The following is a 19,390-nucleotide window of genomic DNA, read 5'->3' on the forward strand; positions in this document are numbered from 1 at the left end:
CATGCCAACCATCATTACCGCCGATACCCTCAAGCGCTGGTTGCGCGACGGCGAGGAACTCGGCCTGTTCGACGTGCGCGAGCACGGCCAGTACGGCGAAGGCCATCTGTTTTTCGCGGTGCCGCTGCCCTACAGCGTGCTGGAGCGCGAGGTCGGCCGGCTTGCGCCGAACCGCCGCGCGCGGCTCGTCGTCTACGACGAAGGCGGCGAGGACGAGCAGCCGGCCGCGCGCGCGGCAAAGCGGCTCGAAGCGCTCGGCTACACGAACGTGCATCTTCTCGAAGGCGGCGCATTGGGTTGGCGCGAGGCGGGCTTCGTGCTGTTCAAGGGCGTCAACGTGCCGTCGAAGGCGTTCGGCGAACTGGTGGAGCAGATCGCGCACACGCCGCACGTGTCGGCGCAGCGGCTCGCCGAATGGCAGCGCAGCGCGGACTCACCGGTCGTGCTCGACGGCCGCCCGCTGGCCGAATTTCGCGCGATGAACATTCCGGGCGCGGCGTGCTGCCCGAACGGCGAACTGGCCTATCGCATCGACACGATCATGGCGGACGCCGCACGGCCGATCGTCGTCAACTGCGCGGGGCGCACGCGCAGCATCATCGGCGCGCAGACATTGCGGCATCTCGGCGTCGCCAATCCGGTGTATGCGCTGGAAAACGGCACGCAAGGCTGGTTTCTGGCCGATCTGACGCTGGAGCACGGCAGCACGCGCGGCTACCCGGCCCACGTCGAGCCCTCCGCTGCGCGACGCGACGCGGCCCGGGCGTTCGCCACGCGCGCCGGGGTCGAGTGGGTGGACGCGCACTCGGTGCGCGCGTGGGCCGACGCGGGAGAACGCACGGTGTATCTGTGCGACGTGCGCACGCCCGAGGAATTCGCGGCGTCGACGCTGCCGGGCGCGCAGCATGCGCCCGGCGGCCAGTTGCAGCAGGCGACGGACCAGTACGTGGGCGTGCGGCACGCGCGCGTCGTGGTGTTCGACGACGACGGCATTCGCGCGCCGGTTGCGGCGAGCTGGCTGCGGCAGCTCGGACACGAGGCGTTCGTGCTCGAAGGCGGGCTGCGCAGCGGCCTCGCGCTCGACGGCAGCGCCATCGCCGACCCCGAACCGCTGCCCACGATCGACGCAGCCGCGCTTGCCGAGCGGCTGGCGCGCGATGCGGGGCGCGTGGTCGACTTGCGCGCAAGTGCGGCGTGGGGCGAGGCGCACATTCCCGGCAGCGTCTGGTCGATCCGTCCGCGCCTGGCCGGGCTGCTGGCGCAGGCGGCCACGCCGGTCACGTTCGTGGCGGATGATCCGCGCCTGGCCGCGTGGGCCATTGCCGATCTCGATCTGCCCGATCGTGCGGACTGCGAATTCAGCGTGCTGGCTGGCGGGCTCGCGGCATGGGAAGCCGTCGGCGGGCGCGTGGAGTCCGATCCGGCCGCGCTCGCCCCCGCGCAGCGCATCGATTTCCTGTCCTTCACGCACGACCGGCACACCGGCAACAAGGCGGCCGCGCGCCAGTACCTGCAATGGGAGGTCGAGCTGCTGCCGCAGCTCGACGCCGACGAGCGCGGCGTGTTCCGGCCGCTGGCCTGACCCGGCCTCACTCGGTTTGAATCGGCTTGACTCGGCTTCCGGGCGCAACGCGTTCCCCGACGTTGCGCCCGGAAACGGCCGATTGCCGCTCATTCCCGATCGTTCCCGCCGCTGCCTCGCTTTCCGCCACCTCGCTTGCGGAAAACCGATGCAAATTTGCAACTGATTCGCACGCCGATGCATGCATTGCTTGGGTTGGGCGACAGCTCGCAGTAAACTCGCGCCGCGCGGTCAGACGACACCCGATGCACCGCGCCCGGTAAACAAGGCAGCACAGCCAGATAAACAAAACCGGATACCGTCGGCACAACCGGCGTTCGATAGCACTCCAATCAATCGCACCACATTCGACGCCATTGCGCCTGCCGTTTCGAGACGGCCGCGATGCGTCGCACGCAGGAGACGACCTTGCTCAAGAAAATGACCACCGTTGCGGCCATGGCCGCCTTCGGCACGACGCTCGCCCATGCGCAGAGCAGCGTGACGCTGTATGGCCTGATCGACACCGGCCTCAGCTACGTGAATCACAGCGCCACCGCCACCGGCTCGGCGAAGCGCTTCAAATACGACGACGGCGTCGCGCAGGGCACCCGTTGGGGCCTGCGCGGTTCGGAAGACCTCGGCGGCGGCCTGAAGGCCATCTTCCTGTTGGAAAACGGCTTCAATACCGGCACCGGCGCGATCAACCAGGGTGGCGCGATGTTCGGCCGCCAGGCATACGTGGGCCTGACGAAGGACGGTATCGGCTCGCTGACGTTCGGCCGCCAGTACACGTTCTCGACCGACGTGCTGGGTGGCCAGTATTCGGCCGGCACCAACACCGTGGCCGGCAACTACGCCTACCACATCAACGATTTCGACCAACTCGTGAACAGCCGCATCAACAACGCGGTCAAGTTCTCGTCGGCGAACTTCTCGGGCGTGACGTTCGGCGCGTTGTACGGCTTTTCGAACCAGGCCGGCGCCTTCAGCGGCTCGGCCCCGGTTGGCGGCGCGACCGGTTCGTCGCGTGCCTACAGCTTCGGCCTGAACTACGCGATGGGCAGCTTCTCGGTGGGCGCGGCCTATACCGACATCTCGTACCCGACGGCCGAAGTCCCGGCGTTCCCGACCTCGATCGCGAACGTCAACGCAGGCGGCACGGGTGGCGGCAAGGATCTGCGCACGTTCGGCATCGGCACGCGTTACCTGTTCGCCAACGCCGCGCTGTTCGCGCTGTACACGAACACGCGCATCGAAGCGCTGAACGGCGCGGCCACCTCGCTCGACGCGGTGGACGTGGGCGGCCGCTACAACTTCACGACGGCGCTGTCCGGCGGCCTGGCCTACACGTACACGCGCATGCACAACGCGAACGGCGGCCACTGGAACCAGATCGACGCCAGCCTCGATTACGCACTGAGCAAGCGTACCGACGTGTACGTGGTGGGCGTGTATCAGAAGGCGTCGGGCCGCAACGGCACGCAGGACGTGCAGGCGCAAATTGGTTCGAGCACGGCGTTCTTCGGCCCGTCGGGCAACGGCACGACCAACCAGATCGCCGCGCGCGTGGGTATTCGCCACAAGTTCTGACGCGCGGTTCGCCGCTTTCCGGCATGACGCAGCGCCGGCCCGTGAATGCGGGCTGGCGCTTTTTTATTTGCTACGTCGTCCTTGCTTTCCGTTCAACGTGAACGGCTGCCTGTCGGACGGCATGCGACAACGCACTACCCGGATCGTGACTTCACGCCACTTCGGCCGTTTGCGAAGCCGCGCGATGCACGGGCCGCTTGAGCCCGAGGTGCTCGCGCAGCGTGTGCCCGGTGTATTCGCTGCGGAACAGGCCGCGCCGGCGCAGTTCCGGCAGCACGAGTTCGATGAACTCGGCAAGGCCGCCCGGGAACCACGGCGCCATGATGTTGAAGCCATCCGCGCCGCCTTCCTCGAACCATTGCTGAAGCTGATCGGCGATGCTGGCCGGCGTGCCCACCACTTGCTGGTGGCCGCGCGCGCCCGCGATGCGCAGGTAGAGCTGGCGGATCGTGAGTTGGTCGCGCCGCGCCAGCTCGAGCAGCAGATGCTGACGGCTCTTCGGGCCATTGGTCTCCGGCAGTTCGGGAATCGGGCCGTCGATGTCGTGGCCCGACAGATCCACGCCGCCGATCACGGTGGACAGCAGCGCGAGGCCCACCACCGGGTCCACGCGCGATTGCAGCGCCTCGAACTTCTCTTCGGCCTCGGCCTGGGTGCGGCCCACCACCGGGAAGATGCCCGGCATGATCCTGACGTCGTCGGGCTCGCGCCCGTAGGCGGGCAGGCGGCCCTTGATGTCGGCGTAGAACGCCTTGGCCTCGTCGAACGTCTGATGCGCGACGAAGATCACCTCGGCGGTGCGGGCGGCCAGCGCGCGGCCGTCCTCCGACGCACCGGCCTGCACGATCACCGGCCGGCCCTGCGGCGAGCGGTTCACGTTGAGCGGGCCGCGCACCTGGAAGTGCTTGCCGCGATGGTTCAGCACGTGGAGCCGGTCGGTGTCGAGATAGATGCCGCTGTCCTTGTCGCGCACGAAGCTGGTCTCTTCCCACGAATCCCACAGGCCGAGCACCACGTCATGGAACTCCGCGGCGCGCTCGTAGCGTTCGGCGTGATCGGGCAACGCATCGCGGTTGAAGTTCTGCGCCTCGGCGGTGCCGCTCGAGGTCACGAGGTTCCAGCCCGCGCGGCCGCCCGAGATCTGGTCGAGCGTGGCGAAGCGGCGCGCCACGTTGTACGGCTCGTGAAACGAGGTGGACACCGTGGCGATCAGGCCGATGCGCTCGGTCACGGCGGCCAGCGCCGACAGCAGCGTGACCGGCTCGAAGAAATCGGTGCGCGCCGTGCGCGCCAGCGACGGCAGGTGCGTGCTTCGCACGCCCGACGAATCGGCCAGGAACACGGCGTCGAATTTGGCGGCTTCGGCGAGCCGCGCCAGCTCGACGTAGTGGCGGAAATTGCTGCCGGCGTCGGCCTGCGCGTCGGGATGGCGCCAGCCGGCGATATGGTGGCCGGTCTGCATCAGGAAGGCGCCGAGCGAGAACTGCCGGGAGGATCGTGTCATGTTGGCCCTGGTCGTCGATGAGTGCGATGGCATGCGATGACATTCGGGGCCGTTCCGGCCGGCCGGGCCGGCGATCCGCAGGCGGATGCGCAGCGCCGTCGCGAACGCGCTCGAAGGTCAGGAGCCCCACACACTAGATACGCGGCGGGCTTCGGACAACCAAGGAATTGTGTGATCGATATGAGCGATGCGATGGGCGGCGCTGCCGGGTTTTGCGTGCACGATCGCCCGCGACGTTGGAAAATGTCGCCACCACCGTCACTGCCGTGCGTTGCCCGGCAACCTAAGCAAAGGGAAAACCGAAATGGAACAAGATCGTCATGGGCGCCGCCTGAAGGTGCTTGCCGTGGGCGCGTTGTCGGATCGCGTGATGCATGCGCTGGCCGAGCATCATGACGTCGCCCGCCTGTGGACCGCCCCCGATCGCGCTGCCTTCCTCGCGGAGCGGGCCGGCGAATTCGAGGTCATCGCCACCAGCGGCGCGTATGGCGCGAACGCCGAACTGATCGGCGCGTTGCCGAACCTGAAGCTGATTGTCAGCTTCGGCGTGGGCACCGATCCGATCGATCTCGACGCGGCGCGCGCACGCGGCGTGGCCGTCACCAACACGCCCGGCGTGCTCAACGAATGCGTGGCCGATTTCGCGCTGGGCTTGTTGCTCGGGCTGTCGCGGCGCGTGGTGGAAGGGGACCGCTTCGTGCGCGACGGCAAGTGGGCGAACGCGCGCCTGCCGCTCGGCACCAAGCTCGGCGGCAAGCTGTGCGGGATCGTCGGGATGGGCGGCATCGGCCGCGAGATCGCCAAGCGCGTGGCCGCCTGCGGCATGCGCGTGGCCTATCACGGCCCGAACCGCAAGACGGATCTCGCGTACGACTACTACCCGTCGCTGCGCGAACTGGCCGAGGCGGCCGATGTGCTGATCCTGGCGCTGCCGGGCGGCGCGCAAACGCGCCATGTGGTCGATGCCGGCGTGCTCGACGCGCTCGGCCCGAACGGGCAGCTCGTGAACGTGGCGCGCGGCAGCGTGGTCGATCAGGCGGCGCTCGTCGATGCGCTGCTCAACCGGCGCATCGCGGGCGCCGCGCTCGACGTGTTCGACGATGAGCCGGCCGTGCCGGCCGAACTGCTCGGCCTCGACAACGTGGTGCTGGCACCGCACACGGCGAGCGGCACGCACGAGACGCGCGAGGCGATGGCCGCGCTGTTCCTCGCCAACCTGGCGGCTTATGCGAGCGGCGAGGCCTTGCTGACGCCGGTGACCTGATCGCACCAGCGTTGCCACGCTTCGCGATACGCGGCTTCCACTTGCGCCGCGAAGCGTGCGCCATCCATCAACGGCGAGGCCGCGAGGCGCGTGCGCAAGCCGGCGCGCAATTCGGCCAGGCGCGGCAGGTCGCGCGCCAGCGCCACCGCGATCTCGACGAAGCGCGCATCGCTGTCGGCGGCGATCTCGCGCAGCCCCAGGTTTTCCGATTGACTCAACCCGGCGCGGCCCACCACCGTATCGGCCACGCGCGTGACGACCGGCACGCCCATCCAGTACGCATCGAGGCTCGTCGTGTGACCGTTGTACGGGATCGTATCGAGGCCGATGTCGATGTGGTGATACGTCTCCAGATAGCGGTTGCGCGGCTGGAACGGCGTGAACGTGATGCGCTCGGCCGCGATGCCGTGACGTTCGAGGCGCGCCAGCAGGTGCGTGCGCGCCGATCCTTCCGGCGCGAGCAGGACCAGCCGCGCCGTGTCCAGTTCGCGCATCACGTCGCCCCATAGCCGCAGCGTGGCGTCGCCGAGCTTGCACGGGTTGTTCAGGCAGCCGAAGGTCGGATGGCCATTGGCCAGCGCGGGCAGGGCGTTGACGCCCGGCGTGCCGTCCAGCGGGTCGTAGCACCAGAACGTGTCGGGCAGGCGCAGCGATCGTTCGGTGTACGCAGCATCCGAGCCGACCGGGTCGAGCCACGGATCGGTCAGCCGGTAGTCGATCGCCTCGATGCCGGTCGTGCCCGGATAGGCCAGCCACGCGATCTGCACCGGCGCGGGCTTGCGCGCGAACAGCAGCGGCCGGCCGTCGGCCATGTGCATGCCGAGGTCGATCAGGATGTCGATCCGGTCGTTGCGAATCTGCCGCGCGAGCGCGGCATCATCGAGCAGGCTCACGTCGCGCCAGACATCGGCATGCGCCGCAAGCTGCTGCGTCAGCGCATCGGGGCGTACCACGCTCGAATAACAGACGATCTCGAAGCGCGCGTGATCGTGATTCGACAGCAACGGCTGCATGAACAGCGCCTGGCAATGATGACGAAAATCGGACGACACATAACCGATCCGCAGGCGGCGTGAAGGCGTGGCGTCGTTCGGATGCGGCTGCAGTTCGGCGCGCAACGGTGCTTCGTGCCGTGCCGACCAGCGGCGCGCTTCGGCGAGCGGCGCGTCGGGATGCATCGACTGAAAACACAGCGCGTAGGCCAGGTTGCTGTGCGCCACCACGTTGCCGGGGTCGGCGTCGAGCGCGCGGCGGTAGCACGCGATGCCTTCGTCGAGGCGGCCCTGATCCTTCAGCACGTTGCCGAGGTTGTTGAGCGTCACCGCGTGCCGTGGCTCGACCGCGAGCACGTCGCGCAGGCGCGCTTCGGCCTCGTCCATTGCGCCGAGCGTGCGCAACACGGCGGCCAGGTTGTTGAGCGCGGCCGTGAAGCCGGGGCGCACGGCGATCGCCGCGTCGAACGCCTGCGCCGCTTCGTGCGTGTGCCCCAGCTCGCGGCAGACGATGCCGAGGTTGTTGTAGGCGTCGGCGTGCGCGGGCGTCAGTTCGATTGCGCGCAGGTAATGCGCCAGCGCATCCTGCCGTTGGCCGAGCGCGTGCAGCGCGTTGCCGAGGTTGTACGACGCTTCGGGCGCGGCCGGATCGAGTTCGAGCGCGCGGGCCAGCGACGCGGCGCTCGCCGCGAAATCGCCGTGCCGGTGCTGCGCCACGCCGAGGTTCGTCAGCGCGCTGACCGATTGCGGCGCGGCCTGCACGGCCGCCGTCAGCCAGCCCAGCGCGTCGCCGGCATGGCCCGCCGCCAGCACCAGCGCGCCGAGGTTGGTCAGCGTGTCGGGGTCCGCCGGGTTCAGGGCCAGCGCGCGCCGATACGCCGTTTGCGCCGCATCCGGATCGCCTTGCCGCGCGTGGCAGTTGCCGAGCCGGCCGAGCGCGTCGGCCCGGTTCGGGTCGAGCGCCAGCACGGCGGTGTAGGCATCGATGGCGGCCGGATAGTCGGCGGTTGCCTGCAGGGCGGAGGCGAGCGCGAACAGCGCGTCGGGCGAATCGATCTCGATCGCCAGCGCTTGCCGGTAGGCGTCGATCGCGTCGGCGTGGCGCTGTGCAGCCGTGAACACATGGCCGCGTGCGAGGTGATAGCGGGCGCGGTGCGGCGCGCAAGACAGCGCACGGTCGAGCCAGTCGAGCGCATGGTCGTGCGCGCCGCATTGCATGTCGAGCACGCCGAGACGAAACATCAGGTCCGCGTCGCCGGGTTCGGCCGCGAGCGCGTGCTCGTACAGGTCGCGCGCATCGCCGAAGCGGCCCGCCATATGGTGGGCCGTTGCGAGCGCAAGCATTTCCGCGTGTTCCATCGTTGGCCAGTGCTGGATGAGCAGTTGCCTCGCGCCGGGCGCGAAGGGAGGAAATCCAGTGACGATAGCAAGCCGATTCCGGGTGCTGGTTACCGCGTCTTTCAGGTGAGCGGCGGGTAGCGTGACGTGTACGGCGCACGGCGGGATTGCCCGTATGCAACGGAATAATCGGTGCGCCGTGGGCGCTGCCTGATCGCAGCCGGCGAACCAAGGCTGGTGCGGGGTGGCGCGCCTGCGCACGAAAACCGTGCGAGGCCGCGCCTTTCAATGCGACGACGGCGAGCTGCGGCGGCGGCTTGCATGAACGATGCAATGTGCCGACAAAGCTTTCCGTTCGCAAGAAACAATCGGTAATGCGAAGGGTTTCGGCGGTTCAGGGAAACGAACGATGGTGACGGTGTCTCGGCGAAAAACATCCGCGCGTGCCGCTCGGCGTGATGAAACGCCAGCGCCGTCGCGACGCGATCAACGCAGGCGTTCGACCCACACCGACACGTCATCCCCGCTGCCGAGCTTCGGCTCGATCAAGCCGTCGATCATGAACGTCGGCGAGACGTGAATGCCGTTCTGGCGCGCGTATTTCGCATGCCATTTGATTTCGCGATCGAGATCCGGAATCGCAAACGCGTCGCGCAGGGCGATGCCGCTGTAGCGCTCGATTCGCGCAATGATGTCGTTCGGCGTGGCGTCGAGGTTCGGGCCGCCGGCGTGATGCGTGAATTCGAACGCCTCACGATGCGCCGCCACCGCGGCGAGCACCGCCTTCGCGGCTTCGCGCCCGTCCGGCAGGGTCGATGCGGCGAGGATGCAGCGCACGATCACGCCGGAATACAGATGCCACGGCTGCGATTGCAGACGAATCCTGATCGTGATGCGATCTTCGCCGGCCGCCTGCAGCAGCGCGTCGAGCTTGCCGAATGCTCTCACCGAGAACGGGCAGGTCGGTTCCAGGAAAACTTCGAAGACGCGTGGGCCGGTGCCCCAGACGAGCGGGGCGGCGGTCCACGAAGGGGCGGCGTTGGCGGCTGAATTCATGAAGGGGAGAGCCTCGAAAAAGGATGGGAGCGGCGACGCGAGGTTACGCGTTTCGGTTTGGCATCATGTCACGATGGCGTGCGCCGTGAATCACGGGTTGTCCAGCGCTCGCGCACCGAGCATCCAGCAGGCCGCGGTGTAACGGACTTCGGATTCCTGTACATACGGATCGAACGCTGCCCGGACTGATTTGACGACTTGCGACCGTATCGGTTCGCTGGTCTGTTGCAGCAGCATGCCGACCGGGCCGACGCGGCTGAAATAGTCGACCAGTTCGGTCTCGGGCAGTACGCAGTCCACATCAATGGCGCGGATATCGATCTGCGTCCAGCCGCTTCGTTCCAGCATCGAAGCAACCCGATGCGAATCCGCGAACGAGAATTGCCCCGGCCCGTCGGGGCGGCGTGCGGGCAAGTTCGGCAAGAATGGGGCGGCGGCGCGTTCGGCGACGGTCATGAACGGATTGTCCGCCGCGCTGCGCCAAGCGATGCAGCGCAATTCGGCGCCGTCTTTCGCGGCGCGCCTCACGTTCGTGAAGGCGAACAGCGGGTCGTCGAAGAACATGACGCCAAACCGCGACATGATCAGATCGAAGCTGGCCGGCTCGAAGCGGTGAGTCTGGACGTCGGCGGCGATGAAGCGGGCTGCCGCGTCAAGCTGCCCGGTACGCCTGCGGGCCACCTCGATCATCGGTGCGGAAATGTCCACGCCGACGGCTTCGCCATCCGCCCCGAGCCGCCTCGCGGCGGCCAGCGTCGTCGCGCCCGTGCCGCAGCCGATGTCCAGCACGCGGCGCTTTGCTCCGGCGTCGATCGCGTCCACGAGCAGCGCTTCGAACGGCTCGAACATGCCGTCGAGCATCGTTTGTCCGGCGATCCACGCGCGTGCGGCGCTGCCGTTCCAGAGCGCCGCCTGCGTGTTGTCGGCTGCGGGGGTGTCGTCCATGATCATTCTCGGTGGCATGCCCCGGCAGGGGCGGGAGCTACACTATGCAAGTTCAAGTCGGCTTGAGGTCAAGCGATGATCAATCTGAATATCGGCGAGGTTGTGCGGCAGTCGGGCGTGCCGGCATCGACGTTGCGGTTCTACGAGGAGAAGGGGCTGATTGCCTCGACGGGGCGCCGTGGCTTGCGGCGGTTGTTCGATCCCGCCGTCATCGATCAATTGACCTTGATCGCGTTGGGGCGCGCCGCCGGTTTTTCTCTGGACGAGATCGCATCGATGTTCGCACCAGGCGGGCAAGCGCGTATCGATCGCGACCTGCTGTCGGCCAAGGCCGACGAACTGGACGCGACGATTCGCAAGCTGAGCGTCATGCGCGACGGGCTCAGGCATGCCGCGGCGTGCCCCGCGCCCGATCACATGGCGTGCTCGACGTTCCGTCGGATCCTCCGGGCGGTGGCGTCGAGAAGGCCCGGGGAGAAAAACGAGGCGACGCTTCGGCGAGCATGAAAGCGCAGTGATGTCGGCGCGCTGGCTCGATGCGCTGTCTTCGTTTCCGCGCTCACGGTTCCCGCCATCGCTGATGTCCCGACGCCCGACGCGTGCGCTCGTGCCATGCCGACGTGTTGGTGAAACCGGGTTCGCGGCTGGCGGCGCCCGTACCACAGGCCTCTTCGCGTGCGCCGCAAGCCACGCCGGCACTTCCGCAATCAGAGCACCAAAAAGCGCGTCATCACCTCAACGCAGCGGCTGCGCGTGCGCGGTGTCGTCGTCGATGTCGTGCCGGGTCGGCTCGAAGCGCACGATGATCAGGAATCCGATCGGAATCAGCGCCGACAGCGACACGATCCAGAACATCCCGGTGTCGTAGTGCGCCTTCAGGATCGGCAGCACGAACAGCGCGAGCGCGCTGCCCGCGCCGGCCAGCGCACGGCCGAAACCGATGCCGGTGCCGCGGATCGCGGTGGGATACGACAGCGCCGGATAGATCATCATCTGCGCGCCCGGCCCGAAGCCTTCCGCGAACAGCCAGGCGCCGAGCATCGCCAGCGCGAAGCCGATGCCGAGCGCCGTCTGCGGATGGCCGAGCAGCGCAAGCGCGACCAGCGACACGAACTGGATCGCGAAGCCGGCGATCGCCACCTGCCGCGATGGCCGGCGGTAGGCGAGGCGCATGCCGAGCAAGCCGCCCGTCAGCGCGAACAGCAGGTTCAGCGCGAGCGAGGCCGAAATCGTCTCGAACACGCCCGCGCCGAGGAATTGCGACAGGATCGACGGCAGGAAGAACGCGATCGCCGTGTATTCGAACGGAATGCAGAGATTCATCGCGCTGGCCACCAGCGTGCGGGCCAGGTACGGGCGCCGGAACAGCACGAGGAAACTGACGCGCGGCGGTTCGGGCGGCGCGGTGGCGTCGGCGGCCTTGTGCGCATGGATGCCGTAGGACTTGCGCAGGATGCGCGCCGCATCGTCGAGCTTGCCCTGGTTCGCGGCCCACAGCGGCGATTCGTTCATGAAGCGGTGCCGCACCGCGATGATCACGAGCGCCGGCACCGCGCCGAAAATCAGCGAGGCGCGCCAGAGCCAGCCGATATGCTCGGCCGGCAGCGCGAAATACAGCCCGAACACGATCAGGAAGCACACGGATGACGCCGCGTACCACATCGGGCACCAGGCCGCGAGCCGCGACGCCTTGTTGCCACGCCCCTGGAACTTCGAGAACTCGGACAGGAAGGCCATCGCCACCGGCAGGTCGATGCCCACGCCGAGGCCCATCACGAAGCGCGCCGCGATCAGCACCCACACGTTCGGCGCGAGGCCGGCCGCGATCGCGGCCACCACGAAGAACAGCATGTCGGCCATGAACACGCGGTAGCGGCCGATCCGGTCGGTGAACCAGCCGCCGACGAGGCTGCCGAGGATCGTGCCGATCATGATCGACGAGGTGACGAGGCCCGTCAGCGCGGGCGTGAGGCCGAATTCACGCACCACGTCCTGAATGCCGTAGGACAGCGTGGTCAGGTCGTAGGCGTCGAGGAACACGCCGCCGAGCGCGAGCAGCACGATCACGCGCGCATGGCTCGCGCGGCTGGCGCTGGTGTTGATCAGGCGCGAAACGTCGCTCGCGGAACGGATCGGCGTCGAGAGCGACGGATCGAAGTCGAGGGTGCTCAAGGAATTCTCCACGGTTGGCGATCGCTGCGGCGCGTGAGGCGCGGGCACGGTCGCAAAGGCCGATGCTAGGCAAAGGCCGCGTGGCGATGAACGGACGAATCCCGATTAGCAAATGACGCCGGCAGGCATGGCGGCGACGGCGCGCGCGGCAGCGGCGAAGTGGATGCGATGACGCCGGTGAAGGCGGTTCCGGCGTGGATGGTGCGGGCTGCAACGTCGGCCGTGCCGGCGTGCGCGCATATCGTTAGCGGAAATCGATCGAAGCGGGGTGGCCGCATGCGAGCTGAAAGGGGCGGCGGCGAGGCGCCGCTTCGACAAGCCAAAGTGACGCCGGTTCCGCACTGACTATATATATAGTGTGTTGCGCGCGGCGCACCGGTTTCGCCGAGGCGCCGCGTCCGATCTCAGCGCCAGCCGCCGGGCACGAACACCCACGCCGGCCCCTGCTGTTGCCAGTGCCCGCCGGCCCAGCGGCGCCCGCGGCGCGCCACGACCCAGTGCCCCGGCACCCACACGTAATTCCCCCTGCGCCAATCCCAGTAGCCGTCGGCCCAGATATAGCCGCGCGGGCGCGGCGGTGGTGGGCGGCGGTCGCGTCGCAGCGGGGGCGGCGGCCGGTTCGGACGCCCGCCGACCGGTGGTGGAGGCGGACGGCCACCGGGCGACGGAGGACGCCCGAGCGGCGGCGCAGGTTGCGCATTCGCGGTGACGGCCGTGCCGCCGGCCAGTGCGGCGCCGATCAGGGCTGCCGCTCGGAGGAAATTGCGACGTTGCATCGAAAGTCTCCCGTCTCGAGGAAGGGTGCCGCCCGGCGGGCGGTGCACGCAGCGCCAAATTAGCTTACGACTAGCCTGGTTACATTACAGACGTCGTAACGACTGTTACGCGCGGCGTGTCGGGCGGGAGAGCGGGTTGACGAAGCGAGACGAAAACGTTTCCGGCAAGAATTCGGGGCGTCAATTGCACCAAATAAGTGCAAATTGAGCATTTTTTACTGATTCGGAAGGTTTTCCCGCCATTGCCTTGTTGTTTCTTTGCAACCGTCAAGATGCTGACACAAACGAATGCGTGTTGCGGATACGCCAAAAAGGTGGCGTCAAGAGATCAAAAAAACAAGCCAAAACAAAGGGTTAGGGCAGACTACCATTTCTATTATTTCTGGTTAGAGAAAAAGTTATTTCTTTATTCGCGTGCGGCGGCCCTAGGGTCCACCCCTAAACTCACGTTTCCCAGAGCGGCCAACCATCCGGGCGCCGCCACGTAGAAGTCCTCGTGGCGCTTCCGGGCGGTTGCAGACCGTTCATGAAACAAGGTCGCAAGACCTGCCTCTTTTTAGATGAAGGGAGCTCCACGAATGAAGAAGACTCTGATCGTTGCAGCCGCTGCAGCATCGTTCGCAACCGTTGCCCACGCACAAAGCAGCGTCACGCTGTACGGCGTGCTCGACGCAGGCATCACGTACCAAAGCAACGTCGCCGGCAAGTCGCGCGTTTCGGAAGGCACGGGCGTCAACCAAAGCCTGTTCGGTCTGCGTGGTTCGGAAGACCTCGGCGGCGGCCTGAAGGCAATCTTCACGTTGGAAAGCGGCTTCAACCTGGGTAACGGCCGCTTCGACAACAACAACGGCATGTTCAACCGTCAAGCGTTCGTCGGTCTGTCGAGCCAATACGGCACGGTCACGCTGGGTCGCCAATACGACGCAGTCCAGGACTACCTGGCACCGCTGACGGCAACCGGCTCGTGGGGCGGCACGTACTTCGCTCACGTCGGCAACCTCGACAACCTGAGCACCGACGGCGGCTACGCAACGAACAACTCGATCAAGTTCACGAGCGCGAACTACGCCGGCCTGCAATTCGGCGGCACGTACGCATTCTCGAACAACACGAACTTCGGCAACAACCGTGCATACAGCGGCGGCGTGTCGTACCAGTTCCAAGGCCTGAAGCTGGCGGGTGCCTACTCGCAACTGAACAACCCGAACTCGGTGGCAGGCGGTGCAGTTGACGCCAACAACCCGTTCGGCACGCAAGGTCGCGTCCGTACGTACGGCGCAGCTGCCGGCTACGCATTCGGCCCGGCGCAAGTCGGCGCAGCATGGACGCAAGCGCGTCTGGACGACACGGTTTCGGGCGGCAACCTGCGCATCGACAACTACGAAGTCAACGGCAAGTACAACCTGACGCCGGCTCTGGGTCTGGGCGTGGCTTACACGTACTCGAACGGCGAAACCGGCCAGCACAACTTCCACTTCAACCAAGTGGGCCTGCAAGCCGATTACGCACTGTCGAAGCGCACCGACGTGTACGCACAAGCTGTGTACCAACGTGCAAGCGGCGCGCAAGCGTCGATCTACAACGGCTCGTTCATCTCGAGCACGTCGAACCAGTCGTCGGGCATCAACCAGACGGCAGCGACGGTTGGCCTGCGTCACCGCTTCTAAGCATGACGTTTGCCCGGGCAGTTCCGCCGGGCTGGCAAATGAAAAAAGCGCCTTCGGGCGCTTTTTTCGTTAACGGGCTGCCGCATCGTCAGCCGGATGCGGCCTGCGATCGTGCATGGCTCGATCGCAGCGACACGGCTTCAACGCGTGTAATCGCCGCTCGCCTCGGGCTGATAGACGATGGCGGACACGGTCACGGTGCCGGCCGCCGTATTCGGCAAGGTCACGGCAACGCGCTCGCCCTTGCGCGCGCCGAGCAGCGCCAGCCCGACCGGCGAAAAAACATTCAGCTTGCCGCTGGCGAGGTTGGCCTGGTCGGGGTACACGAGCGTCCAGGTGATGGCTTCTTGGGTGGTGTCGTCGGTCAACGAGAACTGTGAGTTCATCGTGATCACGTCCGATTTCATGGCCTCGGGGCCGACGATTTCGGCGCGTTCGAGCAGGGTATCGAGGGTGGCTTGCAGGCGCGAATCGCGTTCGGCGTGCTTTTCGAGGCGCGCCACGTCGAGTTCGGTCAGTTGCAACAGGCGACGGGGTTTCATGGAGCTTGTCCTTTTTTGAGCGTGATATGCCGCGGCCGGCGGCAGAAATGGCAATGACGTGAGCCCGGCGCCTGGCTGGCGCCCGGGTCAGGGCGGATCAGCTGGGGCGCCGGGCGGCAGCCTGCGGAACCTTGGCGTGAGCGCGTTGCGAACCGGCCGCACACCCGCCCGCGCCGGCAATGCGGCGGCGTAAGGCAGGGCGGTGGGCGGGGAACGAGCGCATCACGAAGGGCGGGGAATTTTGATGAAATCCCAGCCATTATAGCGTTGCCAAATGGCGGCGCGGTCAGAAAGTCGCCATCCAGTTGTCAGCAATTGTTGTCCAAATGTACAAACTGACGGCAATGTCAGGCGAGAATATTGGGGAATTTTTGCTATTTGTGCAACGGTGTATGTCCAGACTAAGTGTTTTCCCTTGGTTGAACGAGGTCTACACTGCAGTTGTTCGCTTCAGACAAACAGCACTGCCGGAAGCGACATAAAACACAATATCTCGGAGGTAACACCATGAAATCGCTCGTCCTTACCGCTGTTGTCGCTTCGGCTCTCATCGCTCCTGTCGCTTCGTTCGCTCAGTCGAACCAGCCGGTGACGCGCGCCGAAGTTCGTGCGCAACTGATTCAACTCGAACAAGCCGGCTACAACCCGGTCGCCAGCGACGCGCAATATCCGCGTGACATCCAGACCGCCGAGGCGCGCGTCCAGCAATCGCAACAAACGCTGACCCATGCCGACACCAGCGGCTATGGGGTGCAGCCGGTCGCCAGCACCCAATCGGGCAGCCGCCGTGCGGTGGACGCACCGAACCCGGTGGACAGCGTCTACTTCGGTCATTAAGGCAGGGCGTGACGGCAGGCCGCGAAGTCGCGGCCTTGCGCAATGACATGACGAGACCGCGCCTCGTCACCGATTCCACAGATCAGGTCTGATGCCCGCGCGTGAACCGCCGGCGGGTGTGTACCGGACAGGACCTCCGTCGCCGCAACACGGCGGCTTTGCCCAGACGTGAAAGGCGTTTGGGCATTTTTTGCAACCTGTTCGGCCTGGGGCTTATTCGGCGTCGGAGCCGATCGGCGTGCCGTGGATGTAATGCTCGAGCTGGCTGATCATGAATTGCTGGTCGGCAATCACGCTCTTGACCAAGTCACCGATCGAAATCACGCCGGCCAGCTTGCCGTTGTCGAGCACCGGCAGGTGGCGCATGCGGTGTTCGGTCATCAGCGCCATGCATTCGTCGCTGGTGGCAGACGGTTCGACATAGCGCACCTTCACGGTCATGATTTCCTCGATGCGCGTGGCCTTCGACGAGCGTTCGAGCAGCACGACCTTGCGCGCGTAATCGCGCTCGGTCACGATGCCGACGATATCGTTGCCTTCCTTCACGACGAGCGCACCGACGCTCTTGATCGCCATCAACTTCAACGCATCGTAAACCGACTCGTCCTTGCCGATCGTGTGCACCGTTTGGCCGGCATCGGGCTTTGATTTGAGAATATTCGCGACGGTAGTGCTCATACGATCTCCGGAAACCGGGTGGGAGACATGCCCGGGGGAACCCATTGAAAAGCGCCCGCGCGGGGCGGACGTGGGGTAGAACGCTTAACGTAGATTAGCGGTAAACTCCGGCAGCGCGCCACCCAGAACATTCCTTAACTCCGATTTTTCGATGCTTTCCATGCCTTCGCAATCTTCCTTGCCGTCCGCGGACGAGCGCCATGCCGACGAATGCGTCACGCTCGTGGCCTCGGCAACGCTTCCGACCCGCTACGGCACGTTCATGTCTTATGCGTTTCGCGTCACCGGCAGCGAGGCCGAACATCTGGCGCTCGTGGCTGGCGACGTTGCGGAGCAGCAATCGGTGCTGACGCGCCTGCACTCGGAATGTCTGACGGGTGACGTGTTCGGATCTTACCGCTGCGACTGCGGCGAGCAGCTCGATCTGGCGCTGCGTTATATCGCCGCAGAAGGTCGCGGCGTGCTGCTGTACCTGCGCGGCCATGAAGGGCGCGGCATCGGCCTCAGCAACAAGATTCGCGCGTATGCCCTGCAGGAACAGGGGCGCGACACGGTCGAGGCGAACCGCGACCTGGGCCTGCCCGACGATTCCCGCGAATACGATTCTGCCGCCGCGATCCTGCGGATTTTGAAGGTGAGCTCGGTGCGGCTGATGAGCAACAACCCGAAGAAGTTCGACACGTTGGTCGCGCACGGGATTCCCGTGAGCGAGCGTGTGGCGCTGGCCGTGCCGATTCGAGACGAAAACGAACGGTATATCCGCACCAAGCAGTCGAAATTCGGGCATTACTTCGACGAGAACGAGTGATTGATGCAGGGCCTCTTCGGAGGCCCTTGTTGCATCTGGGTGATGAGCCTACAGTCCCTTGTCCATAAGGCTCGGAACAGAAAGTTGCGTTTTGCAGGAAAGCTAAGGAAGCTTGGCAACCTGGCGTTGGATTTTTCAGTGCGGCGCCGAAAAACTACGCTCATCGGGTGGCCCCCACGCTAAAACCTACGCCGCCCAATTGTTACCTCGCCACGCCTGTCGGCGCGCTACGGGCGATCGCGGACGCCAAATTTTGTGATCGAGACCGTGGGCACATCCGGCTGCCACACGTTCGCGTCACTCGGCGTCGAGTTGAATTCCAGTTTTCACGCGAATGCCTGTCCGATGTGCAGATCGCGTGCGAGGGAATCGATCTGTCTGGTGTTCCCTCGGTCGATCGACGGATCTGTCACCAAGCCGCTACGGCCTGCATACGCCTGCGCCTCGTATTAATCGGCTCGAGTGGTAGCTGACCGGTGCGGGGCACCATGATTATCGACGTGCCCACCGTCCACGCAGGTTTGTTCGATCTGAATATGATGACCGCGCCGCGGCAGCGACTTTACGACGATGCTTGTATGTTGGTATGTAATTTACGTCTTTCCGCTTTTTGATATCCAACGAAATAAATACAAAAATTACAATAAAATAATAAGAATGGCGATATTTTAAGTAATTTCTTTCTTTTTGTAAGAAATTTGATTTTTTGATAAATGCAAAGTGATTTCACGAGGTAATAATTTGAAAAATATGGTAACCTCGCTCCGCGTCCGGCTCGATGCAGATAAAACGAATCATAAATTTATGAGAGGAAAGCAGTGAAAAAGGGGATTTTTTTATTTTTAGGTTTGCTTTTGGTGCACCTGTCATCGGCATTTGCCACCGTTATTCCTACGGGCACGACGCTCTATCTCGGAGCCCAGGTTTGCTCGGAGAATGGGCAATACTGCCTCGATATGCAGGCGTCCGATGGTAATCTCGTACTTTATGGTCCCACCGGCGCATTGTGGGCATCGGGCACGGCAAACAAGGGTGCAACGCGGGCCGTCATGCAGCCGGATGGCAATTTCGTTGTGTACACGTCAGCGAATGTAGCCTTGCTCGTATTGAACACGGAGCATGCCGGTGCGTACCTGAATGTGCAGAACGACGGTAACTTGGCGCTGTATTGGGATCGTGCAATTTGGCAAAGCAATACGAGTGATCCGAATTCGGTTCAAACGAATCAGGGCCGTATTTTGCATACCGATTCCAGGATTCCCGTTGGCGCAAGCTACACGGTTGGTCAGTATTTCCTGATTTTGCAAGCAGACGGGAATTTCGCTCTGTATAAAAATGGTGTGCCGATTTGGTACACCGCTACTGCGGGAAAAGGTGTGACGGCGGCCTGGATGCAGAACGACGGCAATCTCACTATGACGAATGACGCAGGAGCCGCACTCTGGCAGTCGAATACAGGCGGTAATGCGAATGCTTATTTTGCGTTCCAGCCCGACGGAAATCTGGTGATTTACACGCCGACTGTCAGCTGGGATCGTCTGGCGCACTTCGATCATCCGGATTACCTGGACCACAGCGGCGGGGGCTATTGTTTCGCTTGCACGGCCGAGCCGATTTCGATTCCGTTCTAAATACCAACCGACAGAACGTTGAGCCA

At 65.0% G+C, this 19,390-nt stretch carries 16 protein-coding genes; 8 read left to right on the forward strand and 8 right to left on the reverse strand.

The genetic code is table 11. The features are described from left to right. Position 1: 1 nt before the first annotated feature. Entirely contained in the window at positions 2-1,582 is a 1,581-nt protein-coding gene (locus AB4851_RS11275; protein ID WP_414447267.1) for a rhodanese-like domain-containing protein, read from the forward strand. A 408-nt stretch (positions 1,583-1,990) separates the two neighbouring features. Then, on the forward strand, positions 1,991-3,154 hold the full coding sequence (locus tag AB4851_RS11280; protein ID WP_414447268.1) for a porin: 1,164 nt from the start codon (positions 1,991-1,993) through the stop codon (positions 3,152-3,154). A gap of 151 nt (positions 3,155-3,305) precedes the next feature. Here the strand turns inward: AB4851_RS11280 and AB4851_RS11285 are convergent, their stop codons facing one another. After that, positions 3,306-4,658 carry an LLM class flavin-dependent oxidoreductase gene (locus tag AB4851_RS11285; RefSeq protein ID WP_414447269.1) on the reverse strand — a complete coding sequence of 451 codons (1,353 nt, stop codon included), beginning with the start codon at positions 4,656-4,658 and terminating at the stop codon, positions 3,306-3,308. Positions 4,659-4,962: 304 nt separating this feature from the next. Between AB4851_RS11285 and AB4851_RS11290 the strand changes: the two genes are divergently transcribed. After that, positions 4,963-5,922, forward strand: coding sequence for a 2-hydroxyacid dehydrogenase (locus AB4851_RS11290; protein WP_414447270.1), 960 nt, complete (start codon positions 4,963-4,965; stop codon positions 5,920-5,922). On the opposite strand, the gene AB4851_RS11295 is transcribed toward AB4851_RS11290, so the two are convergent. From AB4851_RS11295 to AB4851_RS11305, 3 genes are all read right to left on the reverse strand, one after another. Further along, positions 5,883-8,258, reverse strand: a complete 2,376-nt coding sequence (locus AB4851_RS11295) for a tetratricopeptide repeat protein (protein WP_414447271.1) — start codon at positions 8,256-8,258, stop codon at positions 5,883-5,885. The genes AB4851_RS11290 and AB4851_RS11295 overlap by 40 nt on opposite strands. Before the next feature lie 480 nt (positions 8,259-8,738). Further along, the gene (locus tag AB4851_RS11300; RefSeq protein ID WP_414447272.1) at positions 8,739-9,308 is read right to left on the reverse strand and encodes a DsbA family protein; all 570 of its coding nucleotides are present in this window, start codon (positions 9,306-9,308) and stop codon (positions 8,739-8,741) included. 90 nt (positions 9,309-9,398) lie between these two features. Next, positions 9,399-10,253, reverse strand: coding sequence for a class I SAM-dependent methyltransferase (locus AB4851_RS11305; RefSeq protein ID WP_414447273.1), 855 nt, complete (start codon positions 10,251-10,253; stop codon positions 9,399-9,401). A gap of 75 nt (positions 10,254-10,328) precedes the next feature. Here AB4851_RS11305 and AB4851_RS11310 point away from each other — a divergent pair, with 75 nt between their 5' ends. Then, positions 10,329-10,760, forward strand: coding sequence for a helix-turn-helix domain-containing protein (locus AB4851_RS11310; RefSeq protein WP_414447274.1), 432 nt, complete (start codon positions 10,329-10,331; stop codon positions 10,758-10,760). Between the two features lie 228 nt (positions 10,761-10,988). Here AB4851_RS11310 and AB4851_RS11315 read toward each other — a convergent pair whose 3' ends face one another. Beyond that, a complete protein-coding gene (locus tag AB4851_RS11315) occupies positions 10,989-12,425 on the reverse strand; it encodes an MFS transporter (protein ID WP_414447275.1) in 1,437 nt (478 codons plus the stop codon). Between the two features lie 404 nt (positions 12,426-12,829). Further along, positions 12,830-13,201, reverse strand: coding sequence for a twin-arginine translocation signal domain-containing protein (locus AB4851_RS11320; RefSeq protein ID WP_414447276.1), 372 nt, complete (start codon positions 13,199-13,201; stop codon positions 12,830-12,832). 578 nt (positions 13,202-13,779) lie between these two features. On the opposite strand from AB4851_RS11320, the gene AB4851_RS11325 reads away from it, so the two are divergent. Beyond that, positions 13,780-14,868: a porin gene (locus AB4851_RS11325; RefSeq protein WP_414439560.1), complete on the forward strand. Its 1,089-nt coding sequence runs from the start codon at positions 13,780-13,782 to the stop codon at positions 14,866-14,868. Between the two features lie 140 nt (positions 14,869-15,008). Here the strand turns inward: AB4851_RS11325 and AB4851_RS11330 are convergent, their stop codons facing one another. Continuing rightward, entirely contained in the window at positions 15,009-15,410 is a 402-nt protein-coding gene (locus AB4851_RS11330) for a GreA/GreB family elongation factor (RefSeq protein WP_414439559.1), read from the reverse strand. 507 nt (positions 15,411-15,917) lie between these two features. Between AB4851_RS11330 and AB4851_RS11335 the strand changes: the two genes are divergently transcribed. After that, a complete protein-coding gene (locus tag AB4851_RS11335; protein ID WP_414447277.1) occupies positions 15,918-16,247 on the forward strand; it encodes a DUF4148 domain-containing protein in 330 nt (109 codons plus the stop codon). Between the two features lie 213 nt (positions 16,248-16,460). Here AB4851_RS11335 and AB4851_RS11340 read toward each other — a convergent pair whose 3' ends face one another. Next, entirely contained in the window at positions 16,461-16,925 is a 465-nt protein-coding gene (locus tag AB4851_RS11340) for a CBS domain-containing protein (RefSeq protein ID WP_414439557.1), read from the reverse strand. Positions 16,926-17,085: 160 nt separating this feature from the next. On the opposite strand from AB4851_RS11340, the gene ribA reads away from it, so the two are divergent. Further along, positions 17,086-17,733: a GTP cyclohydrolase II gene (gene ribA, locus AB4851_RS11345; protein WP_414439556.1), complete on the forward strand. Its 648-nt coding sequence runs from the start codon at positions 17,086-17,088 to the stop codon at positions 17,731-17,733. 818 nt (positions 17,734-18,551) lie between these two features. Continuing rightward, the gene (locus tag AB4851_RS11350) at positions 18,552-19,364 is read left to right on the forward strand and encodes a curculin (mannose-binding) lectin (protein WP_414447278.1); all 813 of its coding nucleotides are present in this window, start codon (positions 18,552-18,554) and stop codon (positions 19,362-19,364) included. Positions 19,365-19,390 lie beyond the last annotated feature (26 nt).

This window comes from Burkholderia sp. 22PA0099, assembly GCF_047497165.1.
Classification (GTDB): Bacteria; Pseudomonadota; Gammaproteobacteria; order Burkholderiales; family Burkholderiaceae; genus Burkholderia.

What these genes read in the sequence shown, in the direction of transcription:
- AB4851_RS11275 (WP_414447267.1), top strand. Translation starts at nt 2, where the DNA reads ATGCCAACCATCATTACCGCCGATACCCTCAAGCGCTGGTTGCGCGAC.
- AB4851_RS11285 (WP_414447269.1), bottom strand. Translation starts at nt 4,658, where the DNA reads ATGACACGATCCTCCCGGCAGTTCTCGCTCGGCGCCTTCCTGATGCAG.
- AB4851_RS11290 (WP_414447270.1), top strand. Translation starts at nt 4,963, where the DNA reads ATGGAACAAGATCGTCATGGGCGCCGCCTGAAGGTGCTTGCCGTGGGC.
- AB4851_RS11295 (WP_414447271.1), bottom strand. Translation starts at nt 8,258, where the DNA reads ATGCTTGCGCTCGCAACGGCCCACCATATGGCGGGCCGCTTCGGCGAT.
- AB4851_RS11300 (WP_414447272.1), bottom strand. Translation starts at nt 9,308, where the DNA reads ATGAATTCAGCCGCCAACGCCGCCCCTTCGTGGACCGCCGCCCCGCTC.
- AB4851_RS11305 (WP_414447273.1), bottom strand. Translation starts at nt 10,253, where the DNA reads ATGGACGACACCCCCGCAGCCGACAACACGCAGGCGGCGCTCTGGAAC.
- AB4851_RS11310 (WP_414447274.1), top strand. Translation starts at nt 10,329, where the DNA reads ATGATCAATCTGAATATCGGCGAGGTTGTGCGGCAGTCGGGCGTGCCG.
- AB4851_RS11320 (WP_414447276.1), bottom strand. Translation starts at nt 13,201, where the DNA reads ATGCAACGTCGCAATTTCCTCCGAGCGGCAGCCCTGATCGGCGCCGCA.
- AB4851_RS11325 (WP_414439560.1), top strand. Translation starts at nt 13,780, where the DNA reads ATGAAGAAGACTCTGATCGTTGCAGCCGCTGCAGCATCGTTCGCAACC.
- AB4851_RS11330 (WP_414439559.1), bottom strand. Translation starts at nt 15,410, where the DNA reads ATGAAACCCCGTCGCCTGTTGCAACTGACCGAACTCGACGTGGCGCGC.
- AB4851_RS11335 (WP_414447277.1), top strand. Translation starts at nt 15,918, where the DNA reads ATGAAATCGCTCGTCCTTACCGCTGTTGTCGCTTCGGCTCTCATCGCT.
- AB4851_RS11340 (WP_414439557.1), bottom strand. Translation starts at nt 16,925, where the DNA reads ATGAGCACTACCGTCGCGAATATTCTCAAATCAAAGCCCGATGCCGGC.
- ribA (WP_414439556.1), top strand. Translation starts at nt 17,086, where the DNA reads ATGCCTTCGCAATCTTCCTTGCCGTCCGCGGACGAGCGCCATGCCGAC.